The organism is Nonomuraea sp. CA-218870 (genome assembly GCF_050936535.1).
Classification (GTDB): Bacteria; Actinomycetota; Actinomycetes; order Streptosporangiales; family Streptosporangiaceae; genus Nonomuraea; species Nonomuraea corallina.
Genome location: NZ_JBNJMN010000001.1, coordinates 1,185,751 through 1,211,254 on the forward strand (window position 1 = coordinate 1,185,751; position 25,504 = coordinate 1,211,254).

30 protein-coding genes and 2 tRNA genes are annotated in these 25,504 nt (G+C 71.7%); 18 read left to right on the top strand and 14 right to left on the bottom strand.

Annotated elements, in window-relative coordinates:
• The first annotated feature begins 47 nt into the window (after positions 1 to 47).
• A complete protein-coding gene (locus ACQEUU_RS05980) occupies positions 48 to 1,040 on the top strand; it encodes a BtrH N-terminal domain-containing protein (protein WP_433061386.1) in 993 nt (330 codons plus the stop codon).
• Between the two features lie 8 nt (positions 1,041 to 1,048).
• On the opposite strand, the gene ACQEUU_RS05985 is transcribed toward ACQEUU_RS05980, so the two are convergent.
• Together ACQEUU_RS05985 and ACQEUU_RS05990 are read right to left on the bottom strand one after the other, a co-directional pair.
• On the bottom strand, positions 1,049 to 2,254 hold the full coding sequence (locus tag ACQEUU_RS05985; protein ID WP_433061388.1) for an RNA polymerase sigma factor: 1,206 nt from the start codon (positions 2,252 to 2,254) through the stop codon (positions 1,049 to 1,051).
• 11 nt (positions 2,255 to 2,265) lie between these two features.
• Entirely contained in the window at positions 2,266 to 2,607 is a 342-nt protein-coding gene (locus ACQEUU_RS05990) for a YciI family protein (protein WP_433061391.1), read from the bottom strand.
• 148 nt (positions 2,608 to 2,755) lie between these two features.
• On the opposite strand from ACQEUU_RS05990, the gene ACQEUU_RS05995 reads away from it, so the two are divergent.
• Together ACQEUU_RS05995 and ACQEUU_RS06000 are read left to right on the top strand one after the other, a co-directional pair.
• On the top strand, positions 2,756 to 3,559 hold the full coding sequence (locus ACQEUU_RS05995; protein ID WP_433061393.1) for a class I SAM-dependent methyltransferase: 804 nt from the start codon (positions 2,756 to 2,758) through the stop codon (positions 3,557 to 3,559).
• 117 nt (positions 3,560 to 3,676) lie between these two features.
• The gene (locus ACQEUU_RS06000) at positions 3,677 to 4,138 is read left to right on the top strand and encodes a VOC family protein (RefSeq protein WP_433061395.1); all 462 of its coding nucleotides are present in this window, start codon (positions 3,677 to 3,679) and stop codon (positions 4,136 to 4,138) included.
• A gap of 14 nt (positions 4,139 to 4,152) precedes the next feature.
• Here ACQEUU_RS06000 and ACQEUU_RS06005 read toward each other — a convergent pair whose 3' ends face one another.
• The gene (locus ACQEUU_RS06005; RefSeq protein ID WP_433061397.1) at positions 4,153 to 4,683 is read right to left on the bottom strand and encodes a pyridoxamine 5'-phosphate oxidase family protein; all 531 of its coding nucleotides are present in this window, start codon (positions 4,681 to 4,683) and stop codon (positions 4,153 to 4,155) included.
• A gap of 70 nt (positions 4,684 to 4,753) precedes the next feature.
• Complete coding sequence (locus tag ACQEUU_RS06010; RefSeq protein WP_433061400.1) at positions 4,754 to 5,773, bottom strand: helix-turn-helix transcriptional regulator; 1,020 nt, start codon at positions 5,771 to 5,773, stop codon at positions 4,754 to 4,756.
• A 187-nt stretch (positions 5,774 to 5,960) separates the two neighbouring features.
• On the opposite strand from ACQEUU_RS06010, the gene ACQEUU_RS06015 reads away from it, so the two are divergent.
• A complete protein-coding gene (locus ACQEUU_RS06015; RefSeq protein ID WP_433061402.1) occupies positions 5,961 to 6,635 on the top strand; it encodes a GntR family transcriptional regulator in 675 nt (224 codons plus the stop codon).
• On the opposite strand, the gene ACQEUU_RS06020 is transcribed toward ACQEUU_RS06015, so the two are convergent.
• Complete coding sequence (locus ACQEUU_RS06020; RefSeq protein ID WP_433061405.1) at positions 6,627 to 7,295, bottom strand: hypothetical protein; 669 nt, start codon at positions 7,293 to 7,295, stop codon at positions 6,627 to 6,629. The genes ACQEUU_RS06015 and ACQEUU_RS06020 overlap by 9 nt on opposite strands.
• 67 nt (positions 7,296 to 7,362) lie before the next feature.
• Here ACQEUU_RS06020 and ACQEUU_RS06025 point away from each other — a divergent pair, with 67 nt between their 5' ends.
• A complete protein-coding gene (locus ACQEUU_RS06025; RefSeq protein WP_433061407.1) occupies positions 7,363 to 8,424 on the top strand; it encodes an effector-associated domain 2-containing protein in 1,062 nt (353 codons plus the stop codon).
• On the opposite strand, the gene ACQEUU_RS06030 is transcribed toward ACQEUU_RS06025, so the two are convergent.
• Positions 8,415 to 8,642 carry a DUF397 domain-containing protein gene (locus ACQEUU_RS06030; protein ID WP_433061409.1) on the bottom strand — a complete coding sequence of 76 codons (228 nt, stop codon included), beginning with the start codon at positions 8,640 to 8,642 and terminating at the stop codon, positions 8,415 to 8,417. The genes ACQEUU_RS06025 and ACQEUU_RS06030 overlap by 10 nt on opposite strands.
• A 130-nt stretch (positions 8,643 to 8,772) precedes the next feature.
• On the opposite strand from ACQEUU_RS06030, the gene ACQEUU_RS06035 reads away from it, so the two are divergent.
• Positions 8,773 to 8,964: a DUF397 domain-containing protein gene (locus ACQEUU_RS06035; RefSeq protein ID WP_270156976.1), complete on the top strand. Its 192-nt coding sequence runs from the start codon at positions 8,773 to 8,775 to the stop codon at positions 8,962 to 8,964.
• On the opposite strand, the gene ACQEUU_RS06040 is transcribed toward ACQEUU_RS06035, so the two are convergent.
• From ACQEUU_RS06040 to ACQEUU_RS06065, 6 genes are all read right to left on the bottom strand, one after another.
• Positions 8,950 to 9,264, bottom strand: a complete 315-nt coding sequence (locus tag ACQEUU_RS06040; protein ID WP_433061412.1) for a DUF397 domain-containing protein — start codon at positions 9,262 to 9,264, stop codon at positions 8,950 to 8,952. The genes ACQEUU_RS06035 and ACQEUU_RS06040 overlap by 15 nt on opposite strands.
• On the bottom strand, positions 9,261 to 13,454 hold the full coding sequence (gene fxsT / locus ACQEUU_RS06045; protein WP_433061414.1) for an FxSxx-COOH system tetratricopeptide repeat protein: 4,194 nt from the start codon (positions 13,452 to 13,454) through the stop codon (positions 9,261 to 9,263). The genes ACQEUU_RS06040 and fxsT overlap by 4 nt, the downstream gene beginning before the upstream one ends.
• Positions 13,451 to 14,458 carry an AAA family ATPase gene (locus tag ACQEUU_RS06050; RefSeq protein ID WP_433061416.1) on the bottom strand — a complete coding sequence of 336 codons (1,008 nt, stop codon included), beginning with the start codon at positions 14,456 to 14,458 and terminating at the stop codon, positions 13,451 to 13,453. Before ACQEUU_RS06050 ends, fxsT begins: the two co-directional genes overlap by 4 nt.
• Positions 14,459 to 14,602: 144 nt before the next feature.
• Positions 14,603 to 15,844, bottom strand: coding sequence for a hypothetical protein (locus ACQEUU_RS06055; protein WP_433061418.1), 1,242 nt, complete (start codon positions 15,842 to 15,844; stop codon positions 14,603 to 14,605).
• 371 nt (positions 15,845 to 16,215) lie between these two features.
• A complete protein-coding gene (locus ACQEUU_RS06060) occupies positions 16,216 to 16,656 on the bottom strand; it encodes a hypothetical protein (protein ID WP_433061420.1) in 441 nt (146 codons plus the stop codon).
• Positions 16,657 to 16,724: 68 nt separating this feature from the next.
• Positions 16,725 to 17,096: an STAS domain-containing protein gene (locus tag ACQEUU_RS06065; RefSeq protein ID WP_433061423.1), complete on the bottom strand. Its 372-nt coding sequence runs from the start codon at positions 17,094 to 17,096 to the stop codon at positions 16,725 to 16,727.
• A gap of 169 nt (positions 17,097 to 17,265) precedes the next feature.
• Here ACQEUU_RS06065 and ACQEUU_RS06070 point away from each other — a divergent pair, with 169 nt between their 5' ends.
• The gene (locus ACQEUU_RS06070) at positions 17,266 to 17,535 is read left to right on the top strand and encodes a hypothetical protein (RefSeq protein ID WP_433071751.1); all 270 of its coding nucleotides are present in this window, start codon (positions 17,266 to 17,268) and stop codon (positions 17,533 to 17,535) included.
• A complete protein-coding gene (locus ACQEUU_RS06075; protein ID WP_433072025.1) occupies positions 17,447 to 17,698 on the top strand; it encodes a hypothetical protein in 252 nt (83 codons plus the stop codon). Before ACQEUU_RS06070 ends, ACQEUU_RS06075 begins: the two co-directional genes overlap by 89 nt.
• Before the next feature lie 30 nt (positions 17,699 to 17,728).
• Here the strand turns inward: ACQEUU_RS06075 and ACQEUU_RS06080 are convergent, their stop codons facing one another.
• A complete protein-coding gene (locus tag ACQEUU_RS06080) occupies positions 17,729 to 18,472 on the bottom strand; it encodes an ABC transporter permease (RefSeq protein ID WP_433061425.1) in 744 nt (247 codons plus the stop codon).
• The gene (locus ACQEUU_RS06085; protein ID WP_433061428.1) at positions 18,453 to 19,397 is read right to left on the bottom strand and encodes an ATP-binding cassette domain-containing protein; all 945 of its coding nucleotides are present in this window, start codon (positions 19,395 to 19,397) and stop codon (positions 18,453 to 18,455) included. The genes ACQEUU_RS06080 and ACQEUU_RS06085 overlap by 20 nt, the downstream gene beginning before the upstream one ends.
• A 229-nt stretch (positions 19,398 to 19,626) precedes the next feature.
• On the opposite strand from ACQEUU_RS06085, the gene ACQEUU_RS06090 reads away from it, so the two are divergent.
• The 10 genes from ACQEUU_RS06090 to ACQEUU_RS06135 all read left to right on the top strand — a co-directional run bounded on the left by ACQEUU_RS06090 (position 19,627) and on the right by ACQEUU_RS06135 (position 25,354).
• On the top strand, positions 19,627 to 20,637 hold the full coding sequence (locus tag ACQEUU_RS06090; protein WP_433061431.1) for a GH25 family lysozyme: 1,011 nt from the start codon (positions 19,627 to 19,629) through the stop codon (positions 20,635 to 20,637).
• 73 nt (positions 20,638 to 20,710) lie between these two features.
• On the top strand, positions 20,711 to 21,208 hold the full coding sequence (locus ACQEUU_RS06095; protein WP_433071753.1) for a C40 family peptidase: 498 nt from the start codon (positions 20,711 to 20,713) through the stop codon (positions 21,206 to 21,208).
• Between the two features lie 58 nt (positions 21,209 to 21,266).
• A complete protein-coding gene (locus ACQEUU_RS06100) occupies positions 21,267 to 21,497 on the top strand; it encodes a transposase (protein WP_433061433.1) in 231 nt (76 codons plus the stop codon).
• A 39-nt stretch (positions 21,498 to 21,536) separates the two neighbouring features.
• Positions 21,537 to 21,612 (top strand) — tRNA-Thr (locus tag ACQEUU_RS06105).
• A gap of 152 nt (positions 21,613 to 21,764) precedes the next feature.
• A tRNA-Met gene (locus ACQEUU_RS06110) sits at positions 21,765 to 21,838 on the top strand.
• A 71-nt stretch (positions 21,839 to 21,909) separates the two neighbouring features.
• A complete protein-coding gene (gene rpmG, locus ACQEUU_RS06115) occupies positions 21,910 to 22,074 on the top strand; it encodes a 50S ribosomal protein L33 (RefSeq protein ID WP_019632658.1) in 165 nt (54 codons plus the stop codon).
• Positions 22,075 to 22,270: 196 nt separating this feature from the next.
• Positions 22,271 to 22,720 carry a MaoC family dehydratase N-terminal domain-containing protein gene (locus ACQEUU_RS06120; RefSeq protein ID WP_270156964.1) on the top strand — a complete coding sequence of 150 codons (450 nt, stop codon included), beginning with the start codon at positions 22,271 to 22,273 and terminating at the stop codon, positions 22,718 to 22,720.
• 1 nt (position 22,721) lies between these two features.
• Complete coding sequence (locus tag ACQEUU_RS06125) at positions 22,722 to 23,150, top strand: MaoC family dehydratase (protein WP_433061438.1); 429 nt, start codon at positions 22,722 to 22,724, stop codon at positions 23,148 to 23,150.
• A 45-nt stretch (positions 23,151 to 23,195) separates the two neighbouring features.
• Complete coding sequence (locus ACQEUU_RS06130; protein WP_433061441.1) at positions 23,196 to 24,311, top strand: hypothetical protein; 1,116 nt, start codon at positions 23,196 to 23,198, stop codon at positions 24,309 to 24,311.
• Positions 24,312 to 24,322: 11 nt separating this feature from the next.
• Positions 24,323 to 25,354: a UDP-N-acetylmuramate dehydrogenase gene (locus ACQEUU_RS06135; RefSeq protein WP_433061444.1), complete on the top strand. Its 1,032-nt coding sequence runs from the start codon at positions 24,323 to 24,325 to the stop codon at positions 25,352 to 25,354.
• Positions 25,355 to 25,504: the final 150 nt, after the last annotated feature.

Genomic DNA, 25,504 nt, shown 5'->3' on the forward strand with positions numbered 1-25,504 from the left:
CGGCGCGCTGGACCCTCCCACGGGGGGAGGGTCCATGCTGGTCCGTCATGAAGCCGATCATCGTGCCGGGCGTCGAGCCGCGCGGCCTGCACCACTGTGAGACGACGGCGCTGGGGGTGCTGCTCCGGCACGAAGGGCTCGATCTGTCCGAGCCCCTGCTGTTCGGACTGGGCTCAGGGCTGTCGTTCGTCTACTGGGACCGCAAGGGGATGACGTTCCCCTTCCTCGGCGGCCGGGTCAAGCCGTTCGAGCTCACCAGGAACCTGGCCGCCCGGCTGGGGCTGACGTTGACCGTCGAGGAGACCACCTCGGCGCGCAAGGCGTGGCGGAACGCGGCCGCGTCCCTCGACGCCGGCCGGCCGGTCGGCCTCCAGCTCGACTGCTACCACCTGGAGTACTTCCGGTCCAAGGTGCACTTCGGCGGCCACGTCGTCGCCCTGTACGGCTACGACGAGCAGGACGCCCACCTGGTGGACACCGGCCAGCAGGGAGGCGCGGTCCGCACCAGCCTGGTCAGCCTCGCGGCGGCGCGGGCCGAGCGCGGGCCGATGACCGCCAGGAACCGGTCCTTCACCATCACCGTGCCGGATCGCCCGCCCGCCTGGCAGGACCAGATCATCCCCGCCATCAAGGACTGCGCCGACGCCTTCCTCGCCGCCCCCATCGCCAACCTGGGACACCGCGGCATCGCCGAGGCGGCCAGGCGGGTGCCCGGCTGGCTGAGCCGCGTCGCCGACCCGGGGCGGGACCTGCCGGAGGCCGCCCTCCTCATGGAGCGGGGCGGCACCGGCGGCGCCCTGTTCCGCGCCCTCTACCGCGACTTCCTCGACGAGTGCGCCCGGCTGATCGACGACGCCCTCCTGCGCACCGGTCACCGGCTGTACGCCGAGGCCGCCGAACGATGGACGGAGGTGTCCACGTTGATCGCGAAAGCGGGGGAGAACGGCGACCCCGGCTGCCTGGACCAGGCCGGCGCCGTCCTGCGCGAACTCGCGCGCGTCGAACGCGAGGCCATGGAGACGCTGGCCCGGCTACCCTGACGGGCGCGTCAGAGCAGCCGCAGCCGGCCGGCCAGGAAGCGGCGCTCCGCCTCCGTGGGCGCCAGGTCGATGGCCGAACGGTAGTGGACGGCCGCCTCCCGCCCCCGGCCGGCGCGCCGCAGCAGGTCGGCGCGGGTGGCGTGCAACAGGTAGTAGTCGTCCAGCCGCCCGGACTCCGCGATCGCGTCGACCAGCCGCAGCGCCGCCTCGGGGCCGCTGACCATGCCGACCGCCACGGCCCGGTTCAGCTCGACGACCGGGCTCGGCGTGACGCGGGCCAGGTGCTCGTACAGCCCGACGATCTGCGGCCAGTCGGTCCGGTCCGCGAGCGGCGCGGTCGCGTGGCAAGCCGCGATGGCCGCCTGCAGCTGGAACGGCCCGGCGCGGCCCCGGCGCAGCGCCCGCTCGCAGATCGCGGCGCCCTCCGCGATCAGCTCCTGATCCCACAGCGTGCGGTCCTGCTCGTCCAGGGTGACCAGGTCACCGGCCGCGTCCACGCGCGCCGGCCGCCGCGCGTCGTGCAGCAGCATCAGCGCCAGCAGGCCCTGGGCCTCCGGCTCGTCCGGCATCAGCTCCGTCACCAGCCGGGCCAGCCGGATCGCCTCCCGGCACAGCCGGGCCTTGTGCGGATCCCCGTACCCCTCGTTGAACAGCAGGTAGAGCACGTGCAGGACGGCGGGCAGGCGTTCAGGCAGCAGGTGCGCGGGCGGCACCCGGAAGGGGATGGCCGCGTGCGCGACCTTCTGCTTGGCACGGAAGATCCGCTGGCTCATCGTGCGTTCACGCACCAGGAACGCGCGCGCGATCTCGGCGGTGCTCATGCCGGCCAGGCTCCGCAGCGTCAACGCCACCTGGGCGTCGAGGTTCAGCGACGGATGGCAGCAGGTGAACATGAGCTCCAGACGCTCGTCGGGGATGTCGGAGTCACTCAGATAGGGCGGCGGTTCCTGGTCCATCGCGGCCACCTCCCGCAGCTTCGCCGCCTCGTTGGACGCGCGACGCATCCGGTCGATCGCGCGGTGCCGGGCCGTGGTGGTCAGCCACGCCAGCGGCTGGTCGGGCACCCCCGACCCGGGCCAGGTCCGCAACGCCCGGGTGAACGCGTCCTGGGCGCACTCCTCGGCCAGATCCCAGTCGCCGCCGGTGAACCGGATCATGGCGGCCACGATCCGGCTCCACCCCTCGGCGTAGATCCCGGCGATCCGGTCCTTCACCTCGCCGATCGCTAGTCCTCGCCGTCCGGCCAGAACGGACGCAGCTCGATCATCCCCTCCCACGCCATCGGGTGCTTGGACGCGACCTCGATGGCCTCGTCCAGATCGGCGCACTCGAGGACGTCGAAGCCGGCGATCTGGTCCTTCGTCTCCGCGTACGGGCCGTCGGTCAGCAGCACCTCGCGGTTGCGGACCCGGACGGTGGTCGCGTCGCTCGCCGGGCGGGTGCGGTTGCCCATCAGCCGGACCCCTCTGCCGTCCATCTCCTTGACCCACTCTTCCACGTCGGGCGCACCCTCCTCCTGGCCGGGGGTGTAGTCGGGGTCGGTGCACACCAGCATGAGGTAGCGCATCGCGTCACTCCTGTCGTGAGTTTCCTCGGTCGTCAGGTTGATGACGAACGGGAGAGCCTCTCCACTACAGGCTCCCTCAAGATTTTTTCGCGAGCGGACGAGACACGCTCACGGCGGCGGCCCCGGCGTTCGCTGTCAGGATGGGCGCATGTCCCGCGATCCGCACCGGCTGCGCGCCACCTTCGACCGGGCGGCCGCCTCCTACCAGGACGCGCGCCCCGACTACCCCGCCGAGCTCTACACCGACCTGCTGGAGATCACGGAAGTCAGGCCACCCGCCCACCTGCTCGAAGTCGGGTGCGGACCGGGGAAGGCGACGCTGCCACTGGCCCGGACGGGATTCCGGATCACCGCCGTCGAACTCGGCGAGGCCCTCTCAGCACAGGCCCGGCTCCGCCTCGCGGCGTACGACGGCGTGTCCGTGGTCACGTCGTCGTTCGAGGACTGGGAGCCGCCGACCGGCCTCCGCTTCGCCCTGGTGTACGCGGCCACGGCCTGGAAGTGGGTGGACCCGCGGATCCGCTACGCCAAGGCCGCCGCCCTCCTCGACCCGGGCGGCCACCTGGCCGTGTGGAACGCGGAGCACGCGATGCCGGCGGACTTCGACCCGTTCTTCACCGAGATCCAGCGGGTCTACGAGGAGATCGGCGAGGGCCACGACGGCCCGTGGCCGGGGCCCACGCCCGAGGACCGGCCCAACCCGCTGGTCGCCGAGTTCGAGTCCTCCGGGCACTTCACGGTGACCGGGACGAAGCTGTACGTGTGGGCGTCGCGCTACACGGCGGACGAGTATCTCGCCCTGCTCGACACGTTCTCCGGCCACATCGCCATGGAGCCGGCCAAGCGCGAGCACCTCTACGGGGAGATACGCCGCCTGCTCGCCGCCCGCCCGGACGGACGCCTCACCCGCCACTGGTCAGCCGCCCTGACCATCGGCCGACGCGTTCGATAGCGGACCGATGCTGTCCGCTGGAGGGGGCAGGGTGAGTCACCTGGCCGGAGACGACGCCGGTCGGGCCGGCCGGTCCGGCCTCCACCCGCAAGACGATCGCTGTGAACGGAGCGAACTATGAGCCGTCATGTCCAGGTCACCTTCGACGCCCACGACCCGCGGGCGCTGTCGTCCTTCTGGCGCGACGTCCTGGGCTACGTCCATCCGGGCCCGCCGGGGGTGGACGTGCCCGAGGGCGCCGACCCGCTGGACGCGTGGGACGACTTCCTGGCGCGGATCGGCGTGCCGGAGGACCAGCGCGACAGCAGGTCGGCCATCGAGGACCCGGAAGGGCGCGGTCCGAGGCTGTTCTTCCAGCGGGTGCCGGAGGGCAAGACCGCCAAGAACCGCGTGCACCTCGATGTCCGCGCGGCTCCCGGGCTGGAGGGGGAGGAGCGGATGGCGGCGCTGGAGGCCGAGTGCGCGCGGCTCGTCGCGCTGGGGGCCGAGCGGCTGCGCCGCGTCGAGCCCGCTCCTCCGCTGGACGCCGGCACCATCGTGATGGCCGACCCCGAGGGCAACGAGTTCTGTCTGGACTGACGGCCGCGCCCGCCCTATCCGGTGGAGGCCCTGACCAGTCCGGCCGGGTCGGGGGTGTAGACGGTCATCCACTGCGGACGCAGCCGGTAGTAGACCACCTCCTCGTCCCAGTCGAAGGCGTCGCCGCCGTAGAAGTCCTGGAGGTACGCGAGCAGGTCGGGCCAGTCCGGCGACGGCGGGCCGCTGCGGGGGTTGAGGACCTCGACCGTGCCGTGCGTGAAGACGCCGAGGTCCTCGCCGCGCAGGTGGGCGGCGCTGGCGGCGGGCCGGGCGGCCAGGTGGCGGGCCTTGGCGGCATCGCGCGCGGTGCCGAAGTGCCACATGCCGTGCAGGAAGTGCCCGTCCACGCCGCTGATGCGGGGCTCGCCCTTCGCCGTCACGGTGGACAGGGCGAGGGTGCACATGCCGGTGAGGACCTGGGTGAGCTGGGCCGCGGTCAGCGTGCGGTCGGTGTTGATGATCGAGCGGAGGTGGGAGGTGGAGCGGGAGAGCGAGGCGTCGAGGAGCGCCTGGAGTGCCTCCAGCTCCGCTGGTGTTTCACGCATCCTGGTCCTTGTCTGTCGTAGGGCTGCCGGCCCAGGTTGGACCCATAACCCGACACCTTGTGTCATGTTTTCACGTAGGCGTCCTGGCCTGGGGGGCGATCGTCGCGCCGGCCGACAGCAGCCTTTCTGCCAGGACCCGGCAGCGGGCCCCGAGTTCCGGGGGGTCGAGGATCTCGAAGTCGTGGCCGAGCAGGAGCACGTGCATGAGCACGAAGTCGAGGCTGGCGGCGCCGCTGACCAGCTCGCAGCGCTCGCTCCCGCGCGGCCGGACGACCGCCGCCGCCCCGGGCAGCCGCGCGCGCACCGTGTCCGCCGGGGCGTGCACGAGGAAGCGCGCCCGGTGCGGGTAGACCCCGCTCGCCACGCCTTCCTGCACGTACGCCGCCGCGTCAGGGGCGGGGCGGGGACGAAAGCGCCAGGTCCGGGCCGACACCTCGGTCATCCGGTCGAGGCGGAAGGTGCGCCAGTCGTCGCGGTCCAGGTCGTAGGCGAGGAGGTACCAGCGCCGGTCGGAGGCGACCAGCCGGTAGGGCTCGACCCGTCGCCGCCGTACCTCGTCCCCTGACGGATAGCCGAACCCTGCTTCCACCTCGTCGCGGCAGGCCCTGGCCAGGGTCATGAGCACGTCCGGGTCGAGCGGGGCACGGCCGCCGGCGAAGGACTCCACCGAGTCGGACAGCGCCCGCACCTGGTGCCGCAGCCGGGCGGGCAGCACCCGGTCGAGCTTGGTCAACGCCCGGAGCGCCGCGTCCCCACCCGCGCCCGCGCCACGTGCGCCGCCGCCCGCGCTTCCCGCGCCGGTGAGGAGTGCGGCGACGGTGGCGATCGCCTCCTCGTCGTCGAGCAGGAGCGGCGGCAGGTTCTGGCCGGGGCCGAGCCGGTAGCCGCCGCCGACGCCCTGGCCGGCGTGCACCGGATAGCCCAGCGCGCGCAGCCGTTCCACGTCGCGCCGTACCGTGCGCGTGGTGACCCCGAGCCGGTCGGCGAGCTCGGCGCCGGTCCAGACCTGACGCTGTTGCAACAGTCCGAGCAGGGTGAGCACCCGCTCCGTGGTGCCCAGCTCCGCCGTGTCCCGGTCCGCCGTGGCCATGCCGTCAACCCTGCCAGAGAGCGGAGCGGTTCCGGACGACAGGGACGAGCCGGAGCGGTGCCGGTCGTCGACGCGGTCACGCTCGACGTGGCGCCGGGCGAGTCATCACCACGCCGCCGGATCGTGGCGGGGCTGGAGAAGCTTCCGCCGTTTGACAGTGGTCAGGGCGGCCGATGCAATATGTTGCATGCCGGTTCCACCGAGTCGCGGACTCGTCTCCAGATCGCTGCTCAGGGACGAGGCCTACCGGGCGATCCGGGACGCCATCGTCGACGGCACCCTCGCCCCCGGCGAGCGCCTCAACGACGCCGACCTGGTGGAGTGGCTCGGCGTCAGCCGGACGCCGGTGCGCGAGGCGCTGGCGCGGCTGGAGCAGGCGGGCCTGGTCAGGACCAAGCCCGGCCGCTACACGATCGTCAGCCCCGTCGACGTGCGCGCCGCCCGCAACGCCCAGTCGGTCACGGCCGCCATGCACGAACTCGCCGTCCGGGAGGCCCTGCCCGCCCTGTCCGCCGCCGAGCTGGACGCGATGCGCGAGGCCAACGCGCGGTTCGCCGACGCGCTGCGCCGCGACGACGTGCCAGCGGCGATCGCCGCCGACGACGACTTCCACGGCGTGCTGGTCACCGCCAGCGCCAACGACGCCCTCCGCGACGTCCTGGAGCGGTACACGCCGGTGCTGCGGCGCCTGGAGCGGCTGCGGTTCTCCTCGCTGAGCGGCCGGGAGTCGGTCGCCCAGCACGACCGCGTCATCGCGCTGTGCGAGGCGGGCGACGCGGCGGGGGCGGCGGCGGCCACCCGGGCCAACTGGGAGACGCTGGTCCCCCTGCTCGACACCCTGCCCGCCGGCGAGTCAGACTGAGCGCTCGTCCGGCCGGCTCCTGACCGCCTGCGGCCACATGATGTCGAAGCTCCGCAGCAGGTGGTCGTACATGGCGCTGCCGCTGCGGAAGACCAGGCACGGCGAGTTGCGGGCGTGGACCCCGGGCTGGTACGGCGTGAAGTAGGCCAGGCGGTCGGTGAGGATCACGCGGTAGGTGTGCGGAGCGTCGAAGAGCCGCAGCTCGATCCTGGTGTCGCGGCCGGAGACCGCGTCCAGGTAGCGGATGTTGGCGCGCAGCTGGTCGGCCAGCAGCCCGTCGCCGAAGGCGGGGTCGGCGCGTTGCACCTCCCGCACCCTCCTGGCCAGCCAGCCCCCGGGGTCGTCCGGGTCGGGCAGCAGGATGTGCACGTACTCCAGGACGGGGTTGCCGGCCTGCCACACGAGCTGGAAGCTGTCGCGGGTGAGCTCGTTGCCCCGTCCGGTCAGGACCTTGATCCAGCGGGCTCCGCGCAGGTCGGCCGCGAGGTCGGAGTTGGCCGCCGACTGCTTGGCGTACGAGCGCTCGACGCCCACCCCCGTCAGCTTCGACAGCCCGCGCACCAGCACCCGCCTGGGCCAGGCCAGGCCGAGCCAGCCGGCGGCGACGGTGATGCCGCCGGCCAGGAGCGAGCTCACGATGCCGATGATCAGTTCCTGCATGGCACTATCGTGATCCACCCGTCCCCGCCGGTCTAGGGTGGAGGCCCCGCGCTCCCGAGGAGTGGCCATGATCGGAGTCATCACCGCGCTGCCCGTGGAGGCGGCGGCCCTCCAGCACGCGCTCGGCCCGGTGGAGCCGGTGCGCGCGGACGGTGACGGCAACCACTACCTCATGGCCCGCCTGGCCTGCGGCGACGTGGTGATCACGTCGCTCGCGGCGACGAGCAACGTCGTGGCCGCCGAGGCCTGCGCGCACCTGGTGCGCAGCTTCCCGCGGATCCGGGCCGTGATCATGTGCGGCATCGCGCTGGGCGTCCCGCAGCACGGCGTACGGCTCGGCGACGTCGTGGTCGGCACCGGCGGCGTGGTCCACTACAGCCACCGGCGGGTCACCGACGGCGGCGGCACGCTCCGCGGTCACACCCTCGTGCCCTCCCCGCTGCTCCTGCGCGCGGTCAACGACCTGCGGGTGGCGGAGCTGAAGGGGGAGCGGCCGTGGGAGCGGTGGCTGACGCCGCTGCCCGGCTTCGAGTCGCCGGGAGGCGAGGTGCGGATCTTCCACGGCACCATCGGCAGCGGCGACGAACTCCTGCGGAGCGCGGCCCGCCGCGACGAGCTGGCGCGGGAGCACGGGGTGCTGGCGATGGAGATGGAGGGCGCGGGAACGGCGTCGAGCGCCTGGCTGGGCGGTCGCGAGTGCCTGGTCGTGCGCGGCGTCAGCGACTACGGCGACGCGGCGAAGAACGACGACTGGCACCGGCCCGCGGCGACGGCCGCCGCGGCCTACACGCGGGCGCTGCTGGAAGCCCTGCCACCGGCCGCGCGGGAGCGCCGCCCGCTGTCCTCGCTGGACCTGCTGGACCTGGTGGAGGTCATGGAGCGGGTGAGCAGCTTGCGGACGCCGGCCGGGCGCGACGACGTGCTGCTGCTGCTCGGCCCCGACATCTCCGGACGGGTCCGGCAGTCCGACTCGGCCCGTGCGGCGCTGCTGAGCCTGGCCCGGGTGTGCGCGGAGTACGACGACGGGCTGGAGCGTCTCCAGGAGGTCGTGGAACGTCTCGACGGCCGCGACTCCGGCCCCGTGCGCGAGCTGGCCGCCGCGATCGCCGGCTATCGGGCTCAGTCGTAGTCGAATTCGCCGTCGAGCACTCCCGCGACGAACGCCTCCCATTCCAGCTGCGTGAACACCAGGATCGCGCCGTCGGCCTGGCCGCCGTTGCGCATGAGGATCACGTCTTCGACGAACGCGACCTCCACGGGATCACTAAGATCATGATCGGATGCGCCATTAATCCACGTGATTGAGGAAAGGTCGAAATCTGTAGCTTTGGGCTTCATGGGCAGCATGTGCCCATCGTAAGAGCTAATTCGGGATTTGTCCGATATGGCGCTCCTTGTTTATTTCCGTTAAAGCTTGCCGGTAACGGGAAGTAGAGTAGTTAAGCTGTCACTGACAGTAGTCAAATAAGGAGTGAAGATGCTTCCAGCGCCTGCCTGGCGGAGGAGTTCCCACTGCACCGAGCAGGACCTCGGCACCTGTGTCGAGGTCGCGCCCCACGGCATGCGGGTCGCGGTCCGCGACAGCAAGGACCCGTCCGGTCCCCACCTGAGCGTTTCGCGTGAGGACTGGCAGAGTTTCGTCGACGCGATCAAGTCACGCTCGGTCTGAGTGGATGGGGCGCGGCGACGGCGCCCCATCCGGCCCGGTCACGACCTCCGGGACGATCTCCCCGCGTTTCACCCCCGCGACGAACGCCCGCCAGGAGTCGATCGACACCACGAAGTACGGTCCGGCCGTCCGGCTGTCCTTGACCGCACAGGACGTGCCGAGGTAGGCCACCGTCACGCAGCCCCCACCGTCATCACTCCAACTCGACTTCCGCCAGGGCACCTGCACGTCGTCATACTCCGGTTCTCGGGTACGTGTCGATACGGGAATCGCCGCCTCGGGGTCGCAGGGGCGCGTCATACGGGCATCGGGTAGATGTCACAGTTGGCCCTCCTGCCCTGCGCGCGCGAGAGCAGAGCGGGGTGGTCGTCGCCCAGCACCCGGCGGTAGGCGTCCATCGCCCGGGACTGCAGCACCGCCGCCTCCTCGTCCTGGCCCACGGCCTTGAGATCCAGGCTGAGGTTGAACATGCAGGCGATGGTCGTCGGGTGGTCGCCGCCCTGGTGCCTGCTCAGCCGCTCCAGCGTCTGGCGGTCGAGGTTCAACGCCTCCTCGCAGGCGCCCAGGGCGTACAGGTCGCTGGCGTAGTTGATGGCGCACAGGAGGGTGCGCGGGTGTTCGGCGCCCAGCATCCTGGTCAGCTCGTCCAGCGACTCGCGGTCGAGGGCACGCGCCTCCTCGACCCGGCCCATGAGGCGCAGCGCGACGGCGATGTTGACCGCCGCCGTGGGGGTGTTGGGGTGGTTCGGGCCGAAGATGCGTGAATACTGCTCGCGGGCCAGGTTGCCCAGCTCCACCGCCTGCGACAGGTCGCCGATGGCGCGCAGGTTGAGCGCGTGGTTGAGCACCACCGCCACGGTGGTCTGCGACTCCTCGCCGTAGCGGGCCTTGAACAGCGACATCGCCTCCTCGGAGAGCTTGAGTGCCTCGTCGTTGCGCCCGGCCTTGCGGCTCATCACCGACAGCAGCAGGATCGCGTCCATCGTGGAGGGATGGGAGTTCTGGAGGCGGGAGCGCAGCTCGTGGGTGTGCTCCTCCTGCATCTCACGGGCCGCGAGATACTCGCCGCACTCCATGACGTCGATGGCCAGCGCCAGCCGGGTGCTGATCGTGCTGCGGCTGTCGGGGCCCAGCAGCTCCAGCTTGCGCTGGTAGGTGTCCTCGTCGAGCTCTCTGGCCCGGACGGGGTCGCCGGCCAGGCGGTAGTCGATGGCCAGCAGGTGGGCCTGCTCCAGGGTGAGCGGCTCGTCCGGGCCGAAGCGGCGGCGCAGCGTCTCGTAGGCCTCGCGGTCGATCTCCATCGCCTCGGTGAACCGGCCGAGGTAGCGCAGGTCGGCGCTGAGATAGCCCTGCGCTTCGAGGGTGCGCTCGTGGTCGGCGCCGAGCCGCTCGCGCAGCGCGTCGCGGGCGTGCAGGTGGTGCCGGTACGCCTCCTCGAAATGGCCGAACAGGCGCTTGGCGCGGCCCAGGCGCAGCTCGGCCGTCAGCGTGGCGTCGTGCTCGGGCCCCAGTTGCTCGCTCCAGGCCCGCACCACGCGGTCGGCCATGGACAGATAGCCGGCCCGGTCTCCCCACAGGAACAGGAAGTCGATGGTGTTGAGCATCAACCCCCTGGCCCACGGGTCGGGACACTCCTCCAGATGCGAGGAGAAGATGTGCGGGAACAGCGCGTGGTAGGTGGGCCAGCGCGACTGGTCGTTCGGCGCCTTGGGGTCGGCGTTGGCCAGCAGCAGGTGGCCGCAGTGGCGCAGCTGGTGGCGTTCGTCCTCGCTGAGCTGGCTGGTCACCACGCGCTGGACCAGGCGGTGCAGGGAGATGGTGTTGTCGCGGTAGTTGACCTTGGCCAGGGCGTACCTGTTGAGCGCCCGGGTGGTCCGGCTGATCTCGATCGGGTCCTGCAGCACCTCCAGCAGCTCCGCCGGGCCCTCCAGGTCGCGGCTGCCGACCAGCAGCGACCTCGGGATCGGCTCGGGCGCGAGGAAGGCGCAGACCTGCAGGAGCTGGAGGGCCGCGGGGTTGGTGGTGCGCAGGCGGTCGAAGGAGACGTTCCAGGCCGCCGCCACCGACTTCTCGGTGCCTTCGACGTCGAGCAGCTCGTTGCGCTGGGCGTCGAACAGCTCCAGATACTCCGAGACCGGCATGCCCGTCTCGGCGAGCCACACCGCCGCCTGCTCGATGGCCAGCGGCAGGTCGCCGAGGCGGTCGGCGATCTGGTCGGCGTCGTGGTCGCTCAGGTCGGGGCCGCGACGGCGGAGCAGGTCGCGGCTCTCCGCCCGGGTGAAGACGTCCACCTCCAGCGGCGTGGCGTAGGCGAACCAGTCACGCGAGCGCGAGGTGACCATGATCTTGCCGGGCCCGTTGGTGGGGAAGAACTTCTTGATCTCCTCCACGTCCTCGGCGTTGTCGAAGACCAGCAGCCAGTTGCCGTACGGCCGGCCCAGCCGCAGCGCCTCCTTCACCGCGATCTCCGCCACGTTGGGCTCCGACACCCGCAGGTCCAACTGGTCGGCCAGGTCGACGAAGGCCTGGCGGACCATGGTCAGGCGCTCGGAGGGGATCCACCAGATGAGGTCGTACTCCTTCTGGTGCCGATAGCAGTACTCGACGGCGATCTGCGACTTGCCCACACCACCCAGCCCGTGGAGCGCCTCCGGGAGCACCGCGGTGGTCCCGCTCGACAGCCGCTCGTGCAGCTGGTTGAGGATCGCCTCGCGGCCGGTGAAATTGTGGTTCTTCTGCGGCACATTCCACACCGGTGTCGGCTCGTGCGACTCGCGTTTCGGTGCCACAGGCGTCGCGGTCATGTTGATCGTCACTCCAAAGGGGTCAGGCGTCGGTAGGTCCTTGACAACATGGGTGTAAACACTGTCCTCAGGGCGAGGCAGATCGCGGTTCGAGGCGTGCCCAACCGGCGGCTCTTCACTCCTGCCCAGCTGGTCACTCATCGCATCCCTGAGGTCACGGGCCGGCGCGCTGTAGCTGCCGGCCATCGCCTCCAGCGCCGAGACGGTCGGCTCGACGAGCGGTGACAGCTCGGGTGACAGCTCGGGTACGGCGGCCCTGCCGGGGGAGACGATCACCTCGCGCAGCGCCTTCAGCTCGTCGACCTCCTGGCTCAGGTGGTCGACGACCGTCACCAGCACCTCGGCGGTGGTGGAGCGCCGCCCCGCCAGCAGCAGCTCCGCCCGCACCCCCGGCACGAAGTCGTACGGCACGCTCGGGCTGACCGGGTGCGGCTCGGCGCGGCGTACCAGGTCGCTGCCCAGCACCTCGGCGAGGTGCGCGTCCGTGGCGCGCGGCACGAGCTTGCGCTGCACGAGTCGGACGACCGAGAGGTTGAGCGGCGCGGCGGCCAGGTGCACGGCCAGCTCGAACGCCGTGGACGAGACGCCCATGCGGAAGCGCCAGACCCGCTGCTCGGCCGACAGCTCGTCCTCCGGCGGCGGCTCGGGGTCGGGTTCGGCCTGGTCGTGCGAGCAGGGCACGACCGTGCCGCGCCAGACCGGCTGGGCCGCCATGGCGAAGGCCGCCCAGGAGCGCGCCTGGGCGGCGTCGAGTCCGATGACCGGCACGGGCACCGGCCCCGGCGGGGCGGCGTGGACGTACCCGCCGGCCGGTCCCGCGGGGCGGCGGTTGCGTAAGACGGCCCGCTCCGGCGTGATCCCGGTACGCCGCCACAGCCGCGCGGGCAGCAGGTGGATGACCACGAGGGCGTGGGCGGCGCCCCAGCGGGCCAGTTTGCGGTGCGCGGCCCGGGTGTGCCAGGCGTCGCCGACGCCGTCGGTCAGCACGACGACGAGCCGGCGGCCGGCGCCGGGACGGGCCAGCGAGGAGGCCGGCATGACCCGGCCGCCGGGTCCTCCGCTGCGCAGGAACAGCTCGTACTCGTGCTTGACGTCGGTGTCGAGCAGGTAGGTGCGGACGGTGCGGAAGGCGGCGGTGTCGGTGAGCGCGGCGGCGAAGCCGGTGGCGGCGTTGCGGTGGAGCAGGGCGAAGCGGCTGTCGTCGATGACGATGTCGAGGTCCAGGAAGCGTTCGAGCGGCGAGGTCAGGACCGGGAGCCACAGGTCGTCCTCGGCGGCCCGTTCGGCCGTGGCCTCCTCGTCGAGCTCGCTCGTGCCGTGCGCGGACGCGGTCAGGCGGCGGAAGGCGAGCATCGCGCGGGTGACGGCGCGCCGCCGGTTCGCCGCCGAGGCGGCCGCGACCTCCTGAGGGGGTTCGGCGCCGCCGACGGGGTCGGGGACGGCGGGCACGCCGAACGGCCCGCCCCCGAGGTGGGGAGGGGCCGGCTGGGCGTGGGCGGTGGGCGGGGTGTCGGGGGGTCCGGGGTGCGGCTCCGGCGGTGGCGCCGGTGGCGGGAGGCGAGCCGGCGGCGTGTCCCTGCTCGGGGTGTCCGGCCGGCGGGCCGCCAGTGCGGCGAGCCAGAGCAGGTCGGCTGAATCCTGCCAGTGCGGCACGCGGTCCGGCGGTGGGTCGGCCGGGCGGCTCACCCCGAGCCCGCCTCGTCCAGCCGTCGCAGCACGACGGCGAGGATCCGCTGCCAGGAGCGGTCGTCGGGGTCGGCGTTCCCGTTGATGACCAGGTGGAGCGCGTTGAGCAGTTGGTCGGCGGCCACCGGGCTGTGCCTGCGGTACTCCAGGAACTCCCGGACGATGCGGTCCTGATGGGGTGTGGAGCGGTCGGCGAAGTGCGCGCCGACCAGCTCGGCCAGGCGCTCCTCGCCGGGCTGGGCCATCTCCAGCCGGATGCAGCGGCGCAGGAACGCGGGCGAGAACTCGCGCTCGCCGTTGCTGGTGATGACGATGAACGGGAAGGCGCGGCAGCCGACCCAGCCTTCCCTGACGAGCGCGGTGCCCTCGCGGTCGGCCGTGTGGACGGTCGACTCGGGCTCGCGGGCCCGCGCGCGGAACAGCTCCCTGATCAGGAAGCCGCCCTCCTCCAGGACGTCGAGCAGGTCGTTGGCCAGGTCGGCGTCACACTTGTCGAACTCGTCGATCAGCAGCACGCGCGGCAGCTCGTGCGGCAGCAGCGCGGTGCCCAGGGGGCCGAGCTGGACGTACTCGCCGACCTGCGGCTCGGCGCCGGTGAGCCGGGCGTCCTGGACGCGCGCCACGGCGTCGTAGTCGTACAGGCCCGAGCGCAGGGTGCTGCGGCTGTTGACGGGCCAGCGCAGCACCGGCCCCAGCCGCAGCTCGCGGCTGACCTGGTAGGCGAGCGTGGACTTGCCGACGCCGGGCGGCCCGGTCACCAGCAGCGGCCGGCGCAGGCACAGGGCGGCGTTGACGGCCAGGATCTCCTGCTCGTCGGGGCTGCGCCGGATGGCGTCGCCGAGCCGCCTGCGCAGCTCGGGCAGGTCCTCGGGGGGTGGCGGCAGGACGGGACCGCCGTCGAAGTCCCGCCAGGGCGGCGGGGGCGGCAGCTCGTCGAGCAGGCGCAGGCCATCGCGCGGCTGCCCGGTGCCGCTGTAGACCAGCCACCCTCGCGGAATGGCCACCGATCCACCCTCCCCGGGAAGCCGCTCCGTGGGTGGTCGATCCACGCTCATCTGCGGGTGGTCCTCACTCGTAAGTCCGGGCTGGGGAGTGTGGAATTGCGGACTTACCCGAGGATCTCCTTGATCGCTCGTCGGCGCAACCTTTTAGGAAGGACTTCTCAGCGGCTGCACTTCCGGAATTGGCCGCCCGGGATCGTCCCAGAGAAGGGCCACATTGCGGCACGTCGGCGTTGAGCTGCGAAGTTGGTGAATACTCTCCGGTAGTTTCTTGAGTTTCTGCGGCTGGAGCACCTCGGTGACGGCTTTCCGGAACTCCCCGTTGGTCGCCGAGTCCCGGCACCACAGGACGATCGGCACCCCGGCGTCCATCGCGGCGTCGAGCTGCGCCCTGCCCTGAGGGCTGTCGGGCGGCGCGGACAGGACGCACGCCACCACGTCGGCCCCGCCCATCAGGCTGGCGTGCACGTTCCCCGCGTCGCCGCCGTCCAGGGGAGCCAGGTGGGCGGCGCCTCTGCCGTCGAGGAAGACGTGCCACCGGTCATACCAGCGCCGGTAGGTGTTGTCCGGGCGCAGCCGCCGGTCGCTGCGCAGGACCACCTCGTAGTCGGCGCCCAGCGCGCGGGGCGGCAGCTCCTCGCTGATCCTCCTCGGCCACTGGTCGACCGAGAGGTTGACCAGCTCGGGCGCGAGCCGGAACTCCAGCAGCAGCGGGCCGCCCTGCTTGGGTGTCCAGTCGCGCTCGGCCGCCAGCACCAGCTCCACGACGTGGTCGGCGACGCGGGCCAGCGGCAGTTCGACCTCGCCGCCGCGCTCCGGGTTCCAGCCCAGAGGGCTGCTGTGCGTCCAGTGCGTGACCAGGTGCGGGTCGTCGTCGCCGTCGGGCACGGCGAGCGGGTCGATCTCGACGATCAGGCACGTCGGCAGGTCGGTGCGGGTCTCGAAGGCGGGCCGCTGGCGGAGCAGCCGCTCCAGCTCGGTGGCCTCCGGGTCCTTGTTCTCGGCCCTGAGCTGGTCGCGCTGGCGGTAGAGCCAGCGGCTCAGCTCGGAGACCGTGTCCTGGTCGGCGGTACGGCGCTGCAGCAGCTGGCCGAGCACGTACGCGGCGAAGCGCAGGTGGGGCAGCAGCCGCCGCTCCCCGGTGGGGGCGTCGAGCAGGAACTCGAAGACATGGCCCGCGTCCTGGAAGGCGCCGGGGAAGCCGCGGCCCTTGCCCTCGGTGGCCACCTGGTAGAGGATCCGCAGGTCCTCGACCTCGCACCCGCGCAGCAGGGTGGCGACCTGCAGGGCCTCGGGAGGGTCGAGCAGATCCTCCGCCGGGCTGAGCAGCCTGATGACGCGTTCGGCCCACGGGGTGCCCGGTCCGACGTACTGGACGCCGCGTTGCAACGCGCGGCGTCCGTCTTCGGTGGATATGGCACTTTTGACAATGTTGAGAAAATATATCCCCGGCTGGGGAGATGAAGCCACGTGCAACTCGCCGGGCGCCAGAGCCGTATTCACCACGTCCAGCAGCTCTTCGGGTCTGAGATGGGAAACACGGCTGAGCTCCCGGGCGACCTGCAGGACGTCGATCTGACCCACCGGGCTCCTTCCCCCATCCTGATGTCGAGACCGGGAGATTTCCGCGATTGTACTAGGGCATGTCGCATCGTCCCTTGTTTCAATGCCGCGACTTTCCGCCGTGGCGCCCTTGTCGTCCCGTCCCTTACTGCGAAACGTGACCGGCGGGAACCCCTTCCGCACCGGTCACGGCCGGCTCACTGGGGCCAGTTCGCGATGATCTCGGGCTTGATGGCGTCGGCGTGGCACCTGAAGGTCTTGCGGGTGGCCCGGTCGTACAGGCACACCCGCACGTCCACCCGCTTGATCTCGCCGTCCGACGAGAGCCGGAACGACTTCCTGGCCGCGCAGGTCGTGCTGGGGCGGCTCCAGCCGGTGCCGCCGCCCGCGTAGTGGAACCGGGCGCGGACGTAGGCGCAGTGGCCGGCGTGCGCGTCGCGGTCGTACAGCTTCCCGCGCACGACGAACGTCTCGGCGCCGAAGTCGCTGATCCAGACGTCGGCCCTGGCCTTGCCGGAGTGCCCGGCCGCCGACGCGACGGGGCCCCAGTGGATGCCGGCGGCCGCCTGCGCGGGGACGGGTACGCTCGCGGCGATCGTGAAGGCCAGGACAGCGCCGATGACAGGTGTCTTCCTCATGGCGACGGAGGCTAGGGGACCCGACTTGGAAGAATCTTGCATCCGGCTGAGGGGCGCCGCGGTCTCGGTCAGAGGCTCAGTGCGTCGTCGCCGGGGAGCCGGGCGCGCAGGGCCGTGGCGACGTCGGGGTCGGCCGGGATGACCGCGGCGACGCCGGTCACCTCCAGCAGGCGCCGCAGCACGCCCCGCGCGCCGGCCAGCCGCAGCCAGCCGCCCGCCGCCTTCGCCCGCTGGACGTGCTCGATGAGGGTGCGCAGCCCCATCGAGTCGCAGAAGGTCAGCCCGGTGGCGTCGATGACGAGGTGGACCCGCCCGTCGGACAGGGCGGCCCCGAGCGCCTCGTCCAGCCGGGAGCACCGAGTGGTATCGAGCTCTCCGACCACGCTGATGACCGCTGTGTCACCGAAATATTCACTGGTGATGGCGAACGGTGCGTGCATCCGGCGGCCTCCATCGCGTAGGGAGTGAGATTACACCGGTGGGTCTTGGAAACACGGGACGAACGACAGGTCCGAATGCCGCCGGTGCCCGCCGCCGGGCGGCGCGACAGTGTCATCCGTGACGCACACCCGCATCGAACCCTCGATCCTCTACTTCGGCACCCCGGTCGTGCTGATCTCCACCCTGAACGAGGACGGCACGCCGAACCTCGCCCCGATGTCGTCGGCGTTCTGGCTCGGCTGGCGGGGCGTGCTGGGCCTGGGCCGGCGGTCCAAGACCGCGCGCAACATGACCAGAACGCGCGAATGCGTGCTGAACCTGCCCTCCGACGCGCTCGCCGCCGCCGTCGATGGTCGCCGAGCACCCGGTGGGCGACGGCGGGATCGCCGCGTTCGAGGTACGGGTGCTGCGGGTGTGGGTGCACGACGAGATCCTTAAGGACGGCGTGGACGACCACGTCGACCCGGACCGGTGGCGGCCCCTGATCATGAGCTTCCAGAAGCTGTACGGGCTCGGGCCGCAGGTGCGGGAGTCTTCGCTGGCCCGCATCCCGGAACGCGCCTACCGCGGCCCGGACGTCGACCGGGCCCGCGCCGTGTGACCCGGCCGACCGGCCGCGGCGGGCAGGAGGTCAGACGCCCCGACGCATGGCGCGGTTGCCGAGGTACAGGCCGAGCGCGGCCGTCGCCGCCGCCGCGAGCACCCCGTACAGCACCGGCGGCCCCGGCGCCTGGCCGGAGAAGAGCGCCCGCTCGGCGTCGACGATGTAGGCGACCGGGTTGAGCCCGCCGGCCACCCGCAGCCAGCCGGGGCCGGAGTCGAGCGGGAGCAGCACCCCCGACAGCAGCAGCAACGGGAACAGCAGCACCTGCGTGATCGTCCAGAACAGGGTGCCGTCGGGCGCCGACTTGATCGCCAGGGCGAACGAGAGCGCCCCCAGCCCCACCCCGAACACCATCAGCAGCGCCAGCCCGGCGGCCACGCCCGTCAGGTGCGGCTCGAACCCGAGCGGCACCGCCAGCACGATGATCAGCACGGCCTGGGCGAACAGCACGGCCATCGCCTTCATCGTCCTGCCGACCAGCATCGCGGTCCGGTTGAGCGGCGTGACCATCATCCGCTCCATCGAGCCGCCAATCAGCTCCACCAGCAGGTAGTAGCCGGAGGCCATGGGCCCGGTCAGGCACATCATCACCAGGATGCCCGGCACGAACCACTGCCAGGACGAGCCCACGGCGCCGTCCAGCAGGGCCCCGAACAGGAAGAGGAACAGCAGCGGCTGCCCCATCTCGAAGAGCAGTCCCGCGGGCTCCCGCAACGAGGGGGTGAACTCGCGGCGGAACACGGTCAGGGTGTCACGCAGGAACGTCGTCATCGCTGAGGCTTCTCCCGGTCAGGGTGAGGAACACGTCGTCGAGGGTGGGGCGGACGGTCTCGGCGGCGGCGACCTTGACGCCGGCCGCCTCCAGCGCGCGCAGGTGCTCGGGCAGGGCCGTCGCGGCGGACGCCGCCCGCAGTCGCACGGTGACGCCGTCGGCCTCGCCGCCGAGGAGCGCGGCGGCCCGTCCGGCGTCCTGCGCGGTGTGCGCGGTGAGCAGGATGCGGTCGCCGGCCAGGTCGTTCTTGAGCTGCTCGGCCGTGCCGTCGGCGATGATCCGGCCGTCGTCGATGATGATCACCCGCTCGGCCATGCTGTCGGCCTCTTCGAGGTAGTGGGTGGTGAGGAAGAGGGTGGTCCCGTACGTCTCGCGCAGGCGCAGGATGTGCGTCCAGATGTCGGCGCGGCTCTTGGGGTCGAGCCCGGTCGAGGGCTCGTCCAGGAAGAGCAGGCCGGGCCGGTGGACGAGGCCCAGCGCGATGTCGAGGCGGCGGCGCTGGCCGCCGGAGAGCGTGCCGGGCTTGCGCGCGGCGAGCGGCGTCAGGTCGAGCAGGTCCATCATCTCGCCGGCGCGGCGGCGGGCCTCCGCGGTGGTCAGGCCGTAGCAGCGGCCCTGGGTGACGAGCTCGTCTCCGGCGCGGAACGTCTCGCCGGCGCTGTTCTTCTGGCCGACGTAGCCGATCCTGGCGCGCACCCCCGCGGGGTCGCGCGTGACGTCGCGGCCGGCGACGGTGGCGGTGCCGGACGTCGGCGGCAGCAGCGTGGTGAGCATCCGCAGCGTGGTGGACTTGCCGGCGCCGTTCGGGCCGAGGAACGCGACGAGCTGTCCCGGCTCGATGTCCAGGTCGATGCCCCGTACGGCTTCGACGGTCTGTTTCTTCTTCAGGGTGAACGTCCGGGTCAGACCCCGAGTGTGGATCATGGCGGCTTCCTTCGGGCATGCGAAGAAACCCCTGGTGGGGGGCGGTGAATGGGAGCGGCTCAAGTGTCAGCCAGGGAAAGCGGTCTTGGCAAACGTGAATGTCACGTTCATATACGGCTCTGACCTGCGAAAACGTCACATAACAGATATGGGGATGATGAATAACTTTTCAGCCTCTGAAGTGCTGATTTCCCCGTACATGTAAGAATTTTTTGCGACGATCCCCTGCGTGAAGCGTCTGATGCTCATCGCGATGGTGGCGGCTGTAGGCCTGGGCGCTCAGAGCGCCCAGGCGGCGGACGGCGTGGCGGGGGTGGACGTCAGCAACTGGACCGGCGAGGTCGACTGGGCCGCGGCGGCGTCCGGCGGCGCCAGGTTCGCCTTCGTGCACGCCACCGAGGGACACGACTACGTCAGCCCGCTCTTCGCCGCGCAGTTCGACGGAGCGGCGGCGGCGGGGCTGGTCCGCGGCGCCTACCACTTCGCGCAGCCGCACGAGTCGGGCGGGGCCCAGCAGGCCGAGCACTTCCTCAGGAACGGCGGCGACTGGCGCGCCGACGGGCGGACCCTCCCCGGCGTGCTCGACCTGGAGGACAACCCGTACCAGAACAGGAACGGCAAGAACTCCTGCTACGACCTGCCGGTGAAGGACATGGTCGCCTGGATCGAGGACTTCACCGCGACCTACCGGGCCCGCACCGGGCGGCGGGCGATCATCTACACCACCACGAGCTGGTGGCGGACGTGCACGGGCGACAGCACCGCGTTCAGGTCCAGCCCGCTCTGGCTCGCCCGCTGGGGCGCGGACCCGGGTGAACCGCCCAAGGCGTGGCAGCGGCACACGTTCTGGCAGTCGGCCGACAAGGGCACGCTGCCCGGCGGGCAGAACGCGTTCAACGGCTCGGAGGACGAGCTCAAGGCGATGGCCAACCCGCCGGCCGAGGTGACGGTCTCCGGCCGGGCGCGCGGCCGCACCACCTACCGGCTGACCGTGGCCAACACCGGGCCGCACCGGGTCACCGACATCAAGGTCTCCGGACGGGCGTTCGGCGGTCAGCGGGTGGTCAGGGCGTCCTCGGGCTGCGCGTTCAGCGGCACGGCGCTCCGCTGCTCCATCGAGGAGCTGCGGCTGGGGCAGAAGAGGACGTTCACCTTCACCACCAAGCCGCGCAAGAAGAAGGGCACGGTCGGCATCCGGTTCGTCGTCGGGACCGCAGAGATCACGCTACGCGGCAAATAGCCCTATAAGGCAGGATTGATCCCGCATCACCAGGGAGGTGCGGGTGTCGGGGAGGCGCGGAGCTCTGTTGGCCGTGGCGCTCCTGCTGCTCGCCGTCACGGCCTCCGCCCCGGTCAAGCGCTACGTCTTACCTCGCATCGTCGCGCTCGCGTACGAGATCGAGCAGCGCGGCATCGTCTACTCCTGGGGCGGCGGCCACGCCGAGCGGCCGGGACCGTCCACGGGGACCTGCCTGGGATACACGGGCAGGATAAAACCCTGCCCCGCCACCAGGACGCGAGGACTGGACTGCTCCGGTCTCACGCGCTGGGTGTACGCGCTCGCGCACGGGGCGGACGTGCTCGGGCCGGGCAACACCGACGACCACGTGCGGCGGATGCGCGAAGTCCGGTCGCCGGTGCCGGGCGACCTCGTCTATTTCGGTAAACGCGCCAAGGAGCGGCTCAGGACGCGACATGTCGGCATCTACCTGGGCGGTGAACGGATGCTGCACGCGCCCGAGACCGGCGCGACCGTCCGGGTGGACGACATCGCCCGGGTCCGCGGCTTCCTGGGGTTCTACCGCTACTGACGCGTGACGCCTGTCGTCCGGCGAAAAATGAGAGACCCGGCGGCTAGTGTGTGCCGCTATGGACAGGCGATGGGTCGGGAGCGACGGATACGAGATCGTGCTCGCCGTGCAGGACGGGCGGCAGGTGCTGAGGGTGCGCCGCGACGGCCGCCTCGTCGCCGACTGCGCGTCGGTCGCCGAGGTCGCGCGCCACGTCGACCTGGCCGACCTGTGCGAGGTCGTCACCCTGCCCGCGCGGCCCCGGCAGGAGGGGCGACCGGCTGCCCGGACGAGTTCGCATCAAGGCTGAGCGCCGTGTATGGTTACACCTGTCCGCAGCGCCGGACAGGCCCCTATAGCTCAGTCGGCAGAGCGTCTCCATGGTAAGGAGAAGGTCAACGGTTCGATTCCGTTTGGGGGCTCCACCAGCGACAGACCCCACCGAGGTGGGGTTTTTTGTTTTGTGTCGCGGGGGGTGCCTTTGGCATACTGGAACCACCCTGCCCGATCAGGCGAGTGACGTAGACGCTCCCCGGGTCGGGTATCCTCTACGGGGCCGGATCGTTTCCGGCTGCAAGGCGGAGTAGCTCAGTCAGGCAGAGCAAACGGCTCATAATCGTTGTGTCGCCGGTTCAAGTCCGGCCTCCGCTACTGCCCTCACCCAGGTCGACCGGCCTGGGTTCGGGCATGTCCATGTCCCGAACGTAGAAAGGCACTCCCACGTGGCTGCCACCGACGTTAGGCCGAAGATCACGCTGGCCTGCCAGGAGTGCAAGCACCGCAACTACATCACGCGGAAGAACCGGCGCAACGACCCGGATCGGCTTGAGCTGAAGAAGTACTGCCCCAACTGCCGCTGCCACCGCGCGCACCGCGAGACTCGCTAGTCGTCGCCCGGGCGGTCACTCCGGCTTCCACTCATCGCACAACCGGCGTCCCATGGCGGGCGCCGGTTCGTCGTGTCCCGGGCCGGCAAAAAGCAGTCCATCGGCAGCGACAGCCGAACCTTGTTCTGTTACCTTCGGCTCAACGACGCGGCGCCGGTGAGACAGGCGAGGGAGCAGTGCATGCGAGGGAGCAGTGATGGCCTTGAACCGTGACTTCGTGGGACGCAGTTACGCGTCCAGCACCCCGTACGAGGTCAGCCGGGTGAAGATCCGTGAGTTCGCCGCGGCGATCGGCGACGACAACCCGATCTACCACGACAAGGCCGCCGCCCAGGCGGCCGGCCACCCCGACGTGGTGGCCCCGCCCACCTTCCCCATCGTCTTCAGCCTGCGCAGCGGCGGCGAGGCGCTGGCCGACCCCGACCTGGGGCTCAACTTCGCCATGGTGGTCCATGGCGAGCAGCGCTTCGAGTACGCCCGCCCGGTCTACGCCGGCGACGAGCTGGTCACCACGGCGACCATCACCGACATCCGCACCGCCGGGCGCAACGAGCTGCTGACGGTCAGGAGCGACGTCACGACGGTGGCCGGAGAGCCTGTCTGCACCACGTACAACACGATCGTCGAGCGTGGAGGGGCGGCCTGACATGGCGGCGACGCAGAAGTACGACGAGGTCGAGGTCGGCCAGGAGATCCCGCCGGTCGACTACCACGTGCGCCGGGTCAACCTGGTGATGTACGCAGGGGCGTCCGGCGACTTCAACCAGATCCACTGGAACGAGCGGTTCGCCAAGATGGTAGGCCTGCCGGACGTCATCGCGCACGGCATGTACACGATGGCGCAGGCGGGGCGGTTCGTCACCGACTGGGCCGGCGACCCGGGCGCGGTCGTCGACTTCGGCGTGCGGTTCTCGTCGATGGTGGTCGTGCCGGACGACGACCAGGGCGCCACGATCACCGTGAGCGGCGTCGTGGAGGAGAAGCTCGACGACGGCCAGGTCGTGGTCGGGCTGACCGCCAGGTCGGGTGACGCGCGGGTGCTGTCCAAGGCGCGGGCCGTGGTGCGGCTCGCCTAGCCCGCCGATGATAGGGCGGGCGGCTCCCGGGTACGCGTGACGGTCATGAGTGAGAACGTATGGCCCACCGTGGAGTCGATCCCCGTCTCGGCCGTCACCGACGACCGCCCGCCCGGCAGGTTGCGCCCGCCCAGGCCTCAGGAGATCGCCGGCACGGTCGGCACCGGCCGCGACACAGCGGGCGGCGCCGCCACCCAGGGCGGCACCCAGGGCGGGGCTGAGCCCGGCACCCAGGGCGCCACCGGCGACACCGTGCGCGCCACCGGCGTGGGCACGGCCGGCACCAAGCGCCGCTCCCGCGAGGGCGCCCGCGGCAACCCGGCGGCCGAGCTCGGCTTCTCCGGCGACCCCGGCCAGCACGGCGACCCCGGTGACGACATGCTGCACGCCCAGCGCGTGTGGGACGGCACGCTGGCCACCAACCGGATGGACGACCTGGGCATCAACGCCGAGCGGCAGCGCGTGGAGACCAAGGACGTGACGGCGTCGGTCGGCCTGCTGGTGGACGGCTGGCCCGACGACGTGCGCGCGTGCGTGGCTTCGGTGCTGGCCCACACCGGCTGCACGGTGCTGGCGCTCGACCTGGGAGACGTGGACGGCGCCGGGAAGGTGCTGGACGAGTTGGCGGCCCGCGAGCCGGACCGGGTGCGGGTGTGGCACGTCGCCGAGACCCCGCACTGGCTGGGCGGCACCGCGACCTGGGGCGCGGCCAGGGCCAAGCTGCTCCGGCTCGACACGGCCGAGGTGCACGTGCTGATGGACACCTCGCTGGTCCTGGAGGGCGACGCCCTGACGCCGCTGATCGCCGCCGTGCAGGAAGGCGCCGTGGCCGCCGGCTGGAAGGGCCGCAAGCCGCCGGGGGCCGAGAGGCCGGACAGCGGCGCCGCGTGGCTGCAGGCCGGGCCCGGCAGGGTGCCCGCGCTGACCGGCGACCTGATGGCGGTGCGCCGCTCGGCCGCCGTCGCCGCCCTGCCCGAGGAGGCCCGCTACGGCGTGGACGCCGACCTGGAGCTGTCGCTGCGCCTGCGCGGCGACCTGGTAGTGCCCCGCACCCGCCTGCCCGTGCGGCAGGTCCGCGAGCACGCCGTGGCCGACGACTACAGGCTGGAGGAGTCACGCCGCAACCACGGCAGGGTGCTCGGCATGCTCGAACCCTCCTAAGCTAGACCCCTATGGAGATGCTCGCGCCGTACACCACCCTGGGGCTGGGCGGCCCCGCCCTCGACTTCGCCCTGGCCGACACGGCCGAGCACCTGGTCTCCCTGGTGGCCGAGGCCGACCAGGCCGCCCGGCCGACGCTGGTGCTCGGCGGCGGCAGCAACCTGGTGGTGTCCGACGCGGGCTTCGACGGCCTGGTCATCCGGGTGGCCACCAAGGGCGTGTCGGTGTCCCGCGACGGCGAGCAGGTGCTCGTGACGGTCGAGGCGGGCGAGGACTGGGATCCGCTGGTGGCCCGCGCGGTCGCCGAGGGCTGGGCGGGCATCGAGTGCATGTCCGGCATCCCCGGCCTGGTGGGCTCCACCCCGATCCAGAACGTCGGCGCCTACGGCCAGGAGGTCGCGCAGACCGTCCGGTGCGTGCGCGCCTACGACCGCCGCACCCGCCACGTGGTCGACCTGGAGGCCCGCCAGTGCGGGTTCGCCTACCGCACCAGCATGTTCAAGCGCGACCTGTCCCGCTACGTGGTGATCTCGGTGACGTACGCGCTCGACCTCGCCGAGCTGTCCTGCCCGGTGGCCTACCAGGAGCTGGCGGCCCGGCTGGGCGTCGAGCCCGGCGGCCGCGTGCCGCTGGCCCGGGCCCGCGAGGCGGTGCTGGAGCTGCGCCGGGGCAAGGGCATGGTGCTCGACCCCGGCGACCCCGACACCCGCAGCGCCGGTTCGTTCTTCACCAACCCGGTCCTGACCGCGGCGCAGGCGGCGGAGCTGGCCGCCCACGCCCCCGGCCACCCGCGCTGGGAGCTGCCCGACGGCCTGGTCAAGGTGCCCGCGGCGTGGCTGATCGAGCAGGCGGGCTTCCCCAAGGGCTACGCCCGGGGCCCGGTGCGCATCTCCACCAAGCACACCCTCGCGCTGACCAACCCCGAGGGCGCCGGCACCACCGCCGACCTGCTGGCCCTGGCCAGGGAGGTGCGCGACGGCGTGCGCGAGAAGTTCGGCGTCACGCTGGTCAACGAGCCCGTGATGGTCGGCTGCGCGCTCTGACCCGGGGAATACCCCGCGCTGGGCCCGCTGTTAAGGTGGGTTGAAACACCGAAGGGGAGTAGTCCCAATCGCGTGATCGACACACTGGCGCGTTCGCGCGCCCGGTCACGCGGGCCTCACGGGCGGACGAGACCTTCGGCCTGGCAGTCG

Bases quoted from the DNA above. Each gene is read 5' to 3' on its own strand.
- ACQEUU_RS05980 (WP_433061386.1), top strand. From the start codon at position 48: ATGAAGCCGATCATCGTGCCGGGCGTCGAGCCGCGCGGCCTGCACCAC.
- ACQEUU_RS05990 (WP_433061391.1), bottom strand. From the start codon at position 2,607: ATGCGCTACCTCATGCTGGTGTGCACCGACCCCGACTACACCCCCGGC.
- ACQEUU_RS05995 (WP_433061393.1), top strand. From the start codon at position 2,756: ATGTCCCGCGATCCGCACCGGCTGCGCGCCACCTTCGACCGGGCGGCC.
- ACQEUU_RS06000 (WP_433061395.1), top strand. From the start codon at position 3,677: ATGAGCCGTCATGTCCAGGTCACCTTCGACGCCCACGACCCGCGGGCG.
- ACQEUU_RS06005 (WP_433061397.1), bottom strand. From the start codon at position 4,683: ATGCGTGAAACACCAGCGGAGCTGGAGGCACTCCAGGCGCTCCTCGAC.
- ACQEUU_RS06010 (WP_433061400.1), bottom strand. From the start codon at position 5,773: ATGGCCACGGCGGACCGGGACACGGCGGAGCTGGGCACCACGGAGCGG.
- ACQEUU_RS06015 (WP_433061402.1), top strand. From the start codon at position 5,961: ATGCCGGTTCCACCGAGTCGCGGACTCGTCTCCAGATCGCTGCTCAGG.
- ACQEUU_RS06020 (WP_433061405.1), bottom strand. From the start codon at position 7,295: ATGCAGGAACTGATCATCGGCATCGTGAGCTCGCTCCTGGCCGGCGGC.
- ACQEUU_RS06025 (WP_433061407.1), top strand. From the start codon at position 7,363: ATGATCGGAGTCATCACCGCGCTGCCCGTGGAGGCGGCGGCCCTCCAG.
- ACQEUU_RS06030 (WP_433061409.1), bottom strand. From the start codon at position 8,642: ATGCTGCCCATGAAGCCCAAAGCTACAGATTTCGACCTTTCCTCAATC.
- ACQEUU_RS06035 (WP_270156976.1), top strand. From the start codon at position 8,773: ATGCTTCCAGCGCCTGCCTGGCGGAGGAGTTCCCACTGCACCGAGCAG.
- ACQEUU_RS06040 (WP_433061412.1), bottom strand. From the start codon at position 9,264: ATGACGCGCCCCTGCGACCCCGAGGCGGCGATTCCCGTATCGACACGT.
- ACQEUU_RS06060 (WP_433061420.1), bottom strand. From the start codon at position 16,656: ATGAGGAAGACACCTGTCATCGGCGCTGTCCTGGCCTTCACGATCGCC.
- ACQEUU_RS06065 (WP_433061423.1), bottom strand. From the start codon at position 17,096: ATGCACGCACCGTTCGCCATCACCAGTGAATATTTCGGTGACACAGCG.
- ACQEUU_RS06075 (WP_433072025.1), top strand. From the start codon at position 17,447: ATGGTCGCCGAGCACCCGGTGGGCGACGGCGGGATCGCCGCGTTCGAG.
- ACQEUU_RS06080 (WP_433061425.1), bottom strand. From the start codon at position 18,472: ATGACGACGTTCCTGCGTGACACCCTGACCGTGTTCCGCCGCGAGTTC.
- ACQEUU_RS06085 (WP_433061428.1), bottom strand. From the start codon at position 19,397: ATGATCCACACTCGGGGTCTGACCCGGACGTTCACCCTGAAGAAGAAA.
- ACQEUU_RS06100 (WP_433061433.1), top strand. From the start codon at position 21,267: ATGGACAGGCGATGGGTCGGGAGCGACGGATACGAGATCGTGCTCGCC.
- ACQEUU_RS06120 (WP_270156964.1), top strand. From the start codon at position 22,271: ATGGCCTTGAACCGTGACTTCGTGGGACGCAGTTACGCGTCCAGCACC.
- ACQEUU_RS06125 (WP_433061438.1), top strand. From the start codon at position 22,722: ATGGCGGCGACGCAGAAGTACGACGAGGTCGAGGTCGGCCAGGAGATC.
- ACQEUU_RS06130 (WP_433061441.1), top strand. From the start codon at position 23,196: ATGAGTGAGAACGTATGGCCCACCGTGGAGTCGATCCCCGTCTCGGCC.
- ACQEUU_RS06135 (WP_433061444.1), top strand. From the start codon at position 24,323: ATGGAGATGCTCGCGCCGTACACCACCCTGGGGCTGGGCGGCCCCGCC.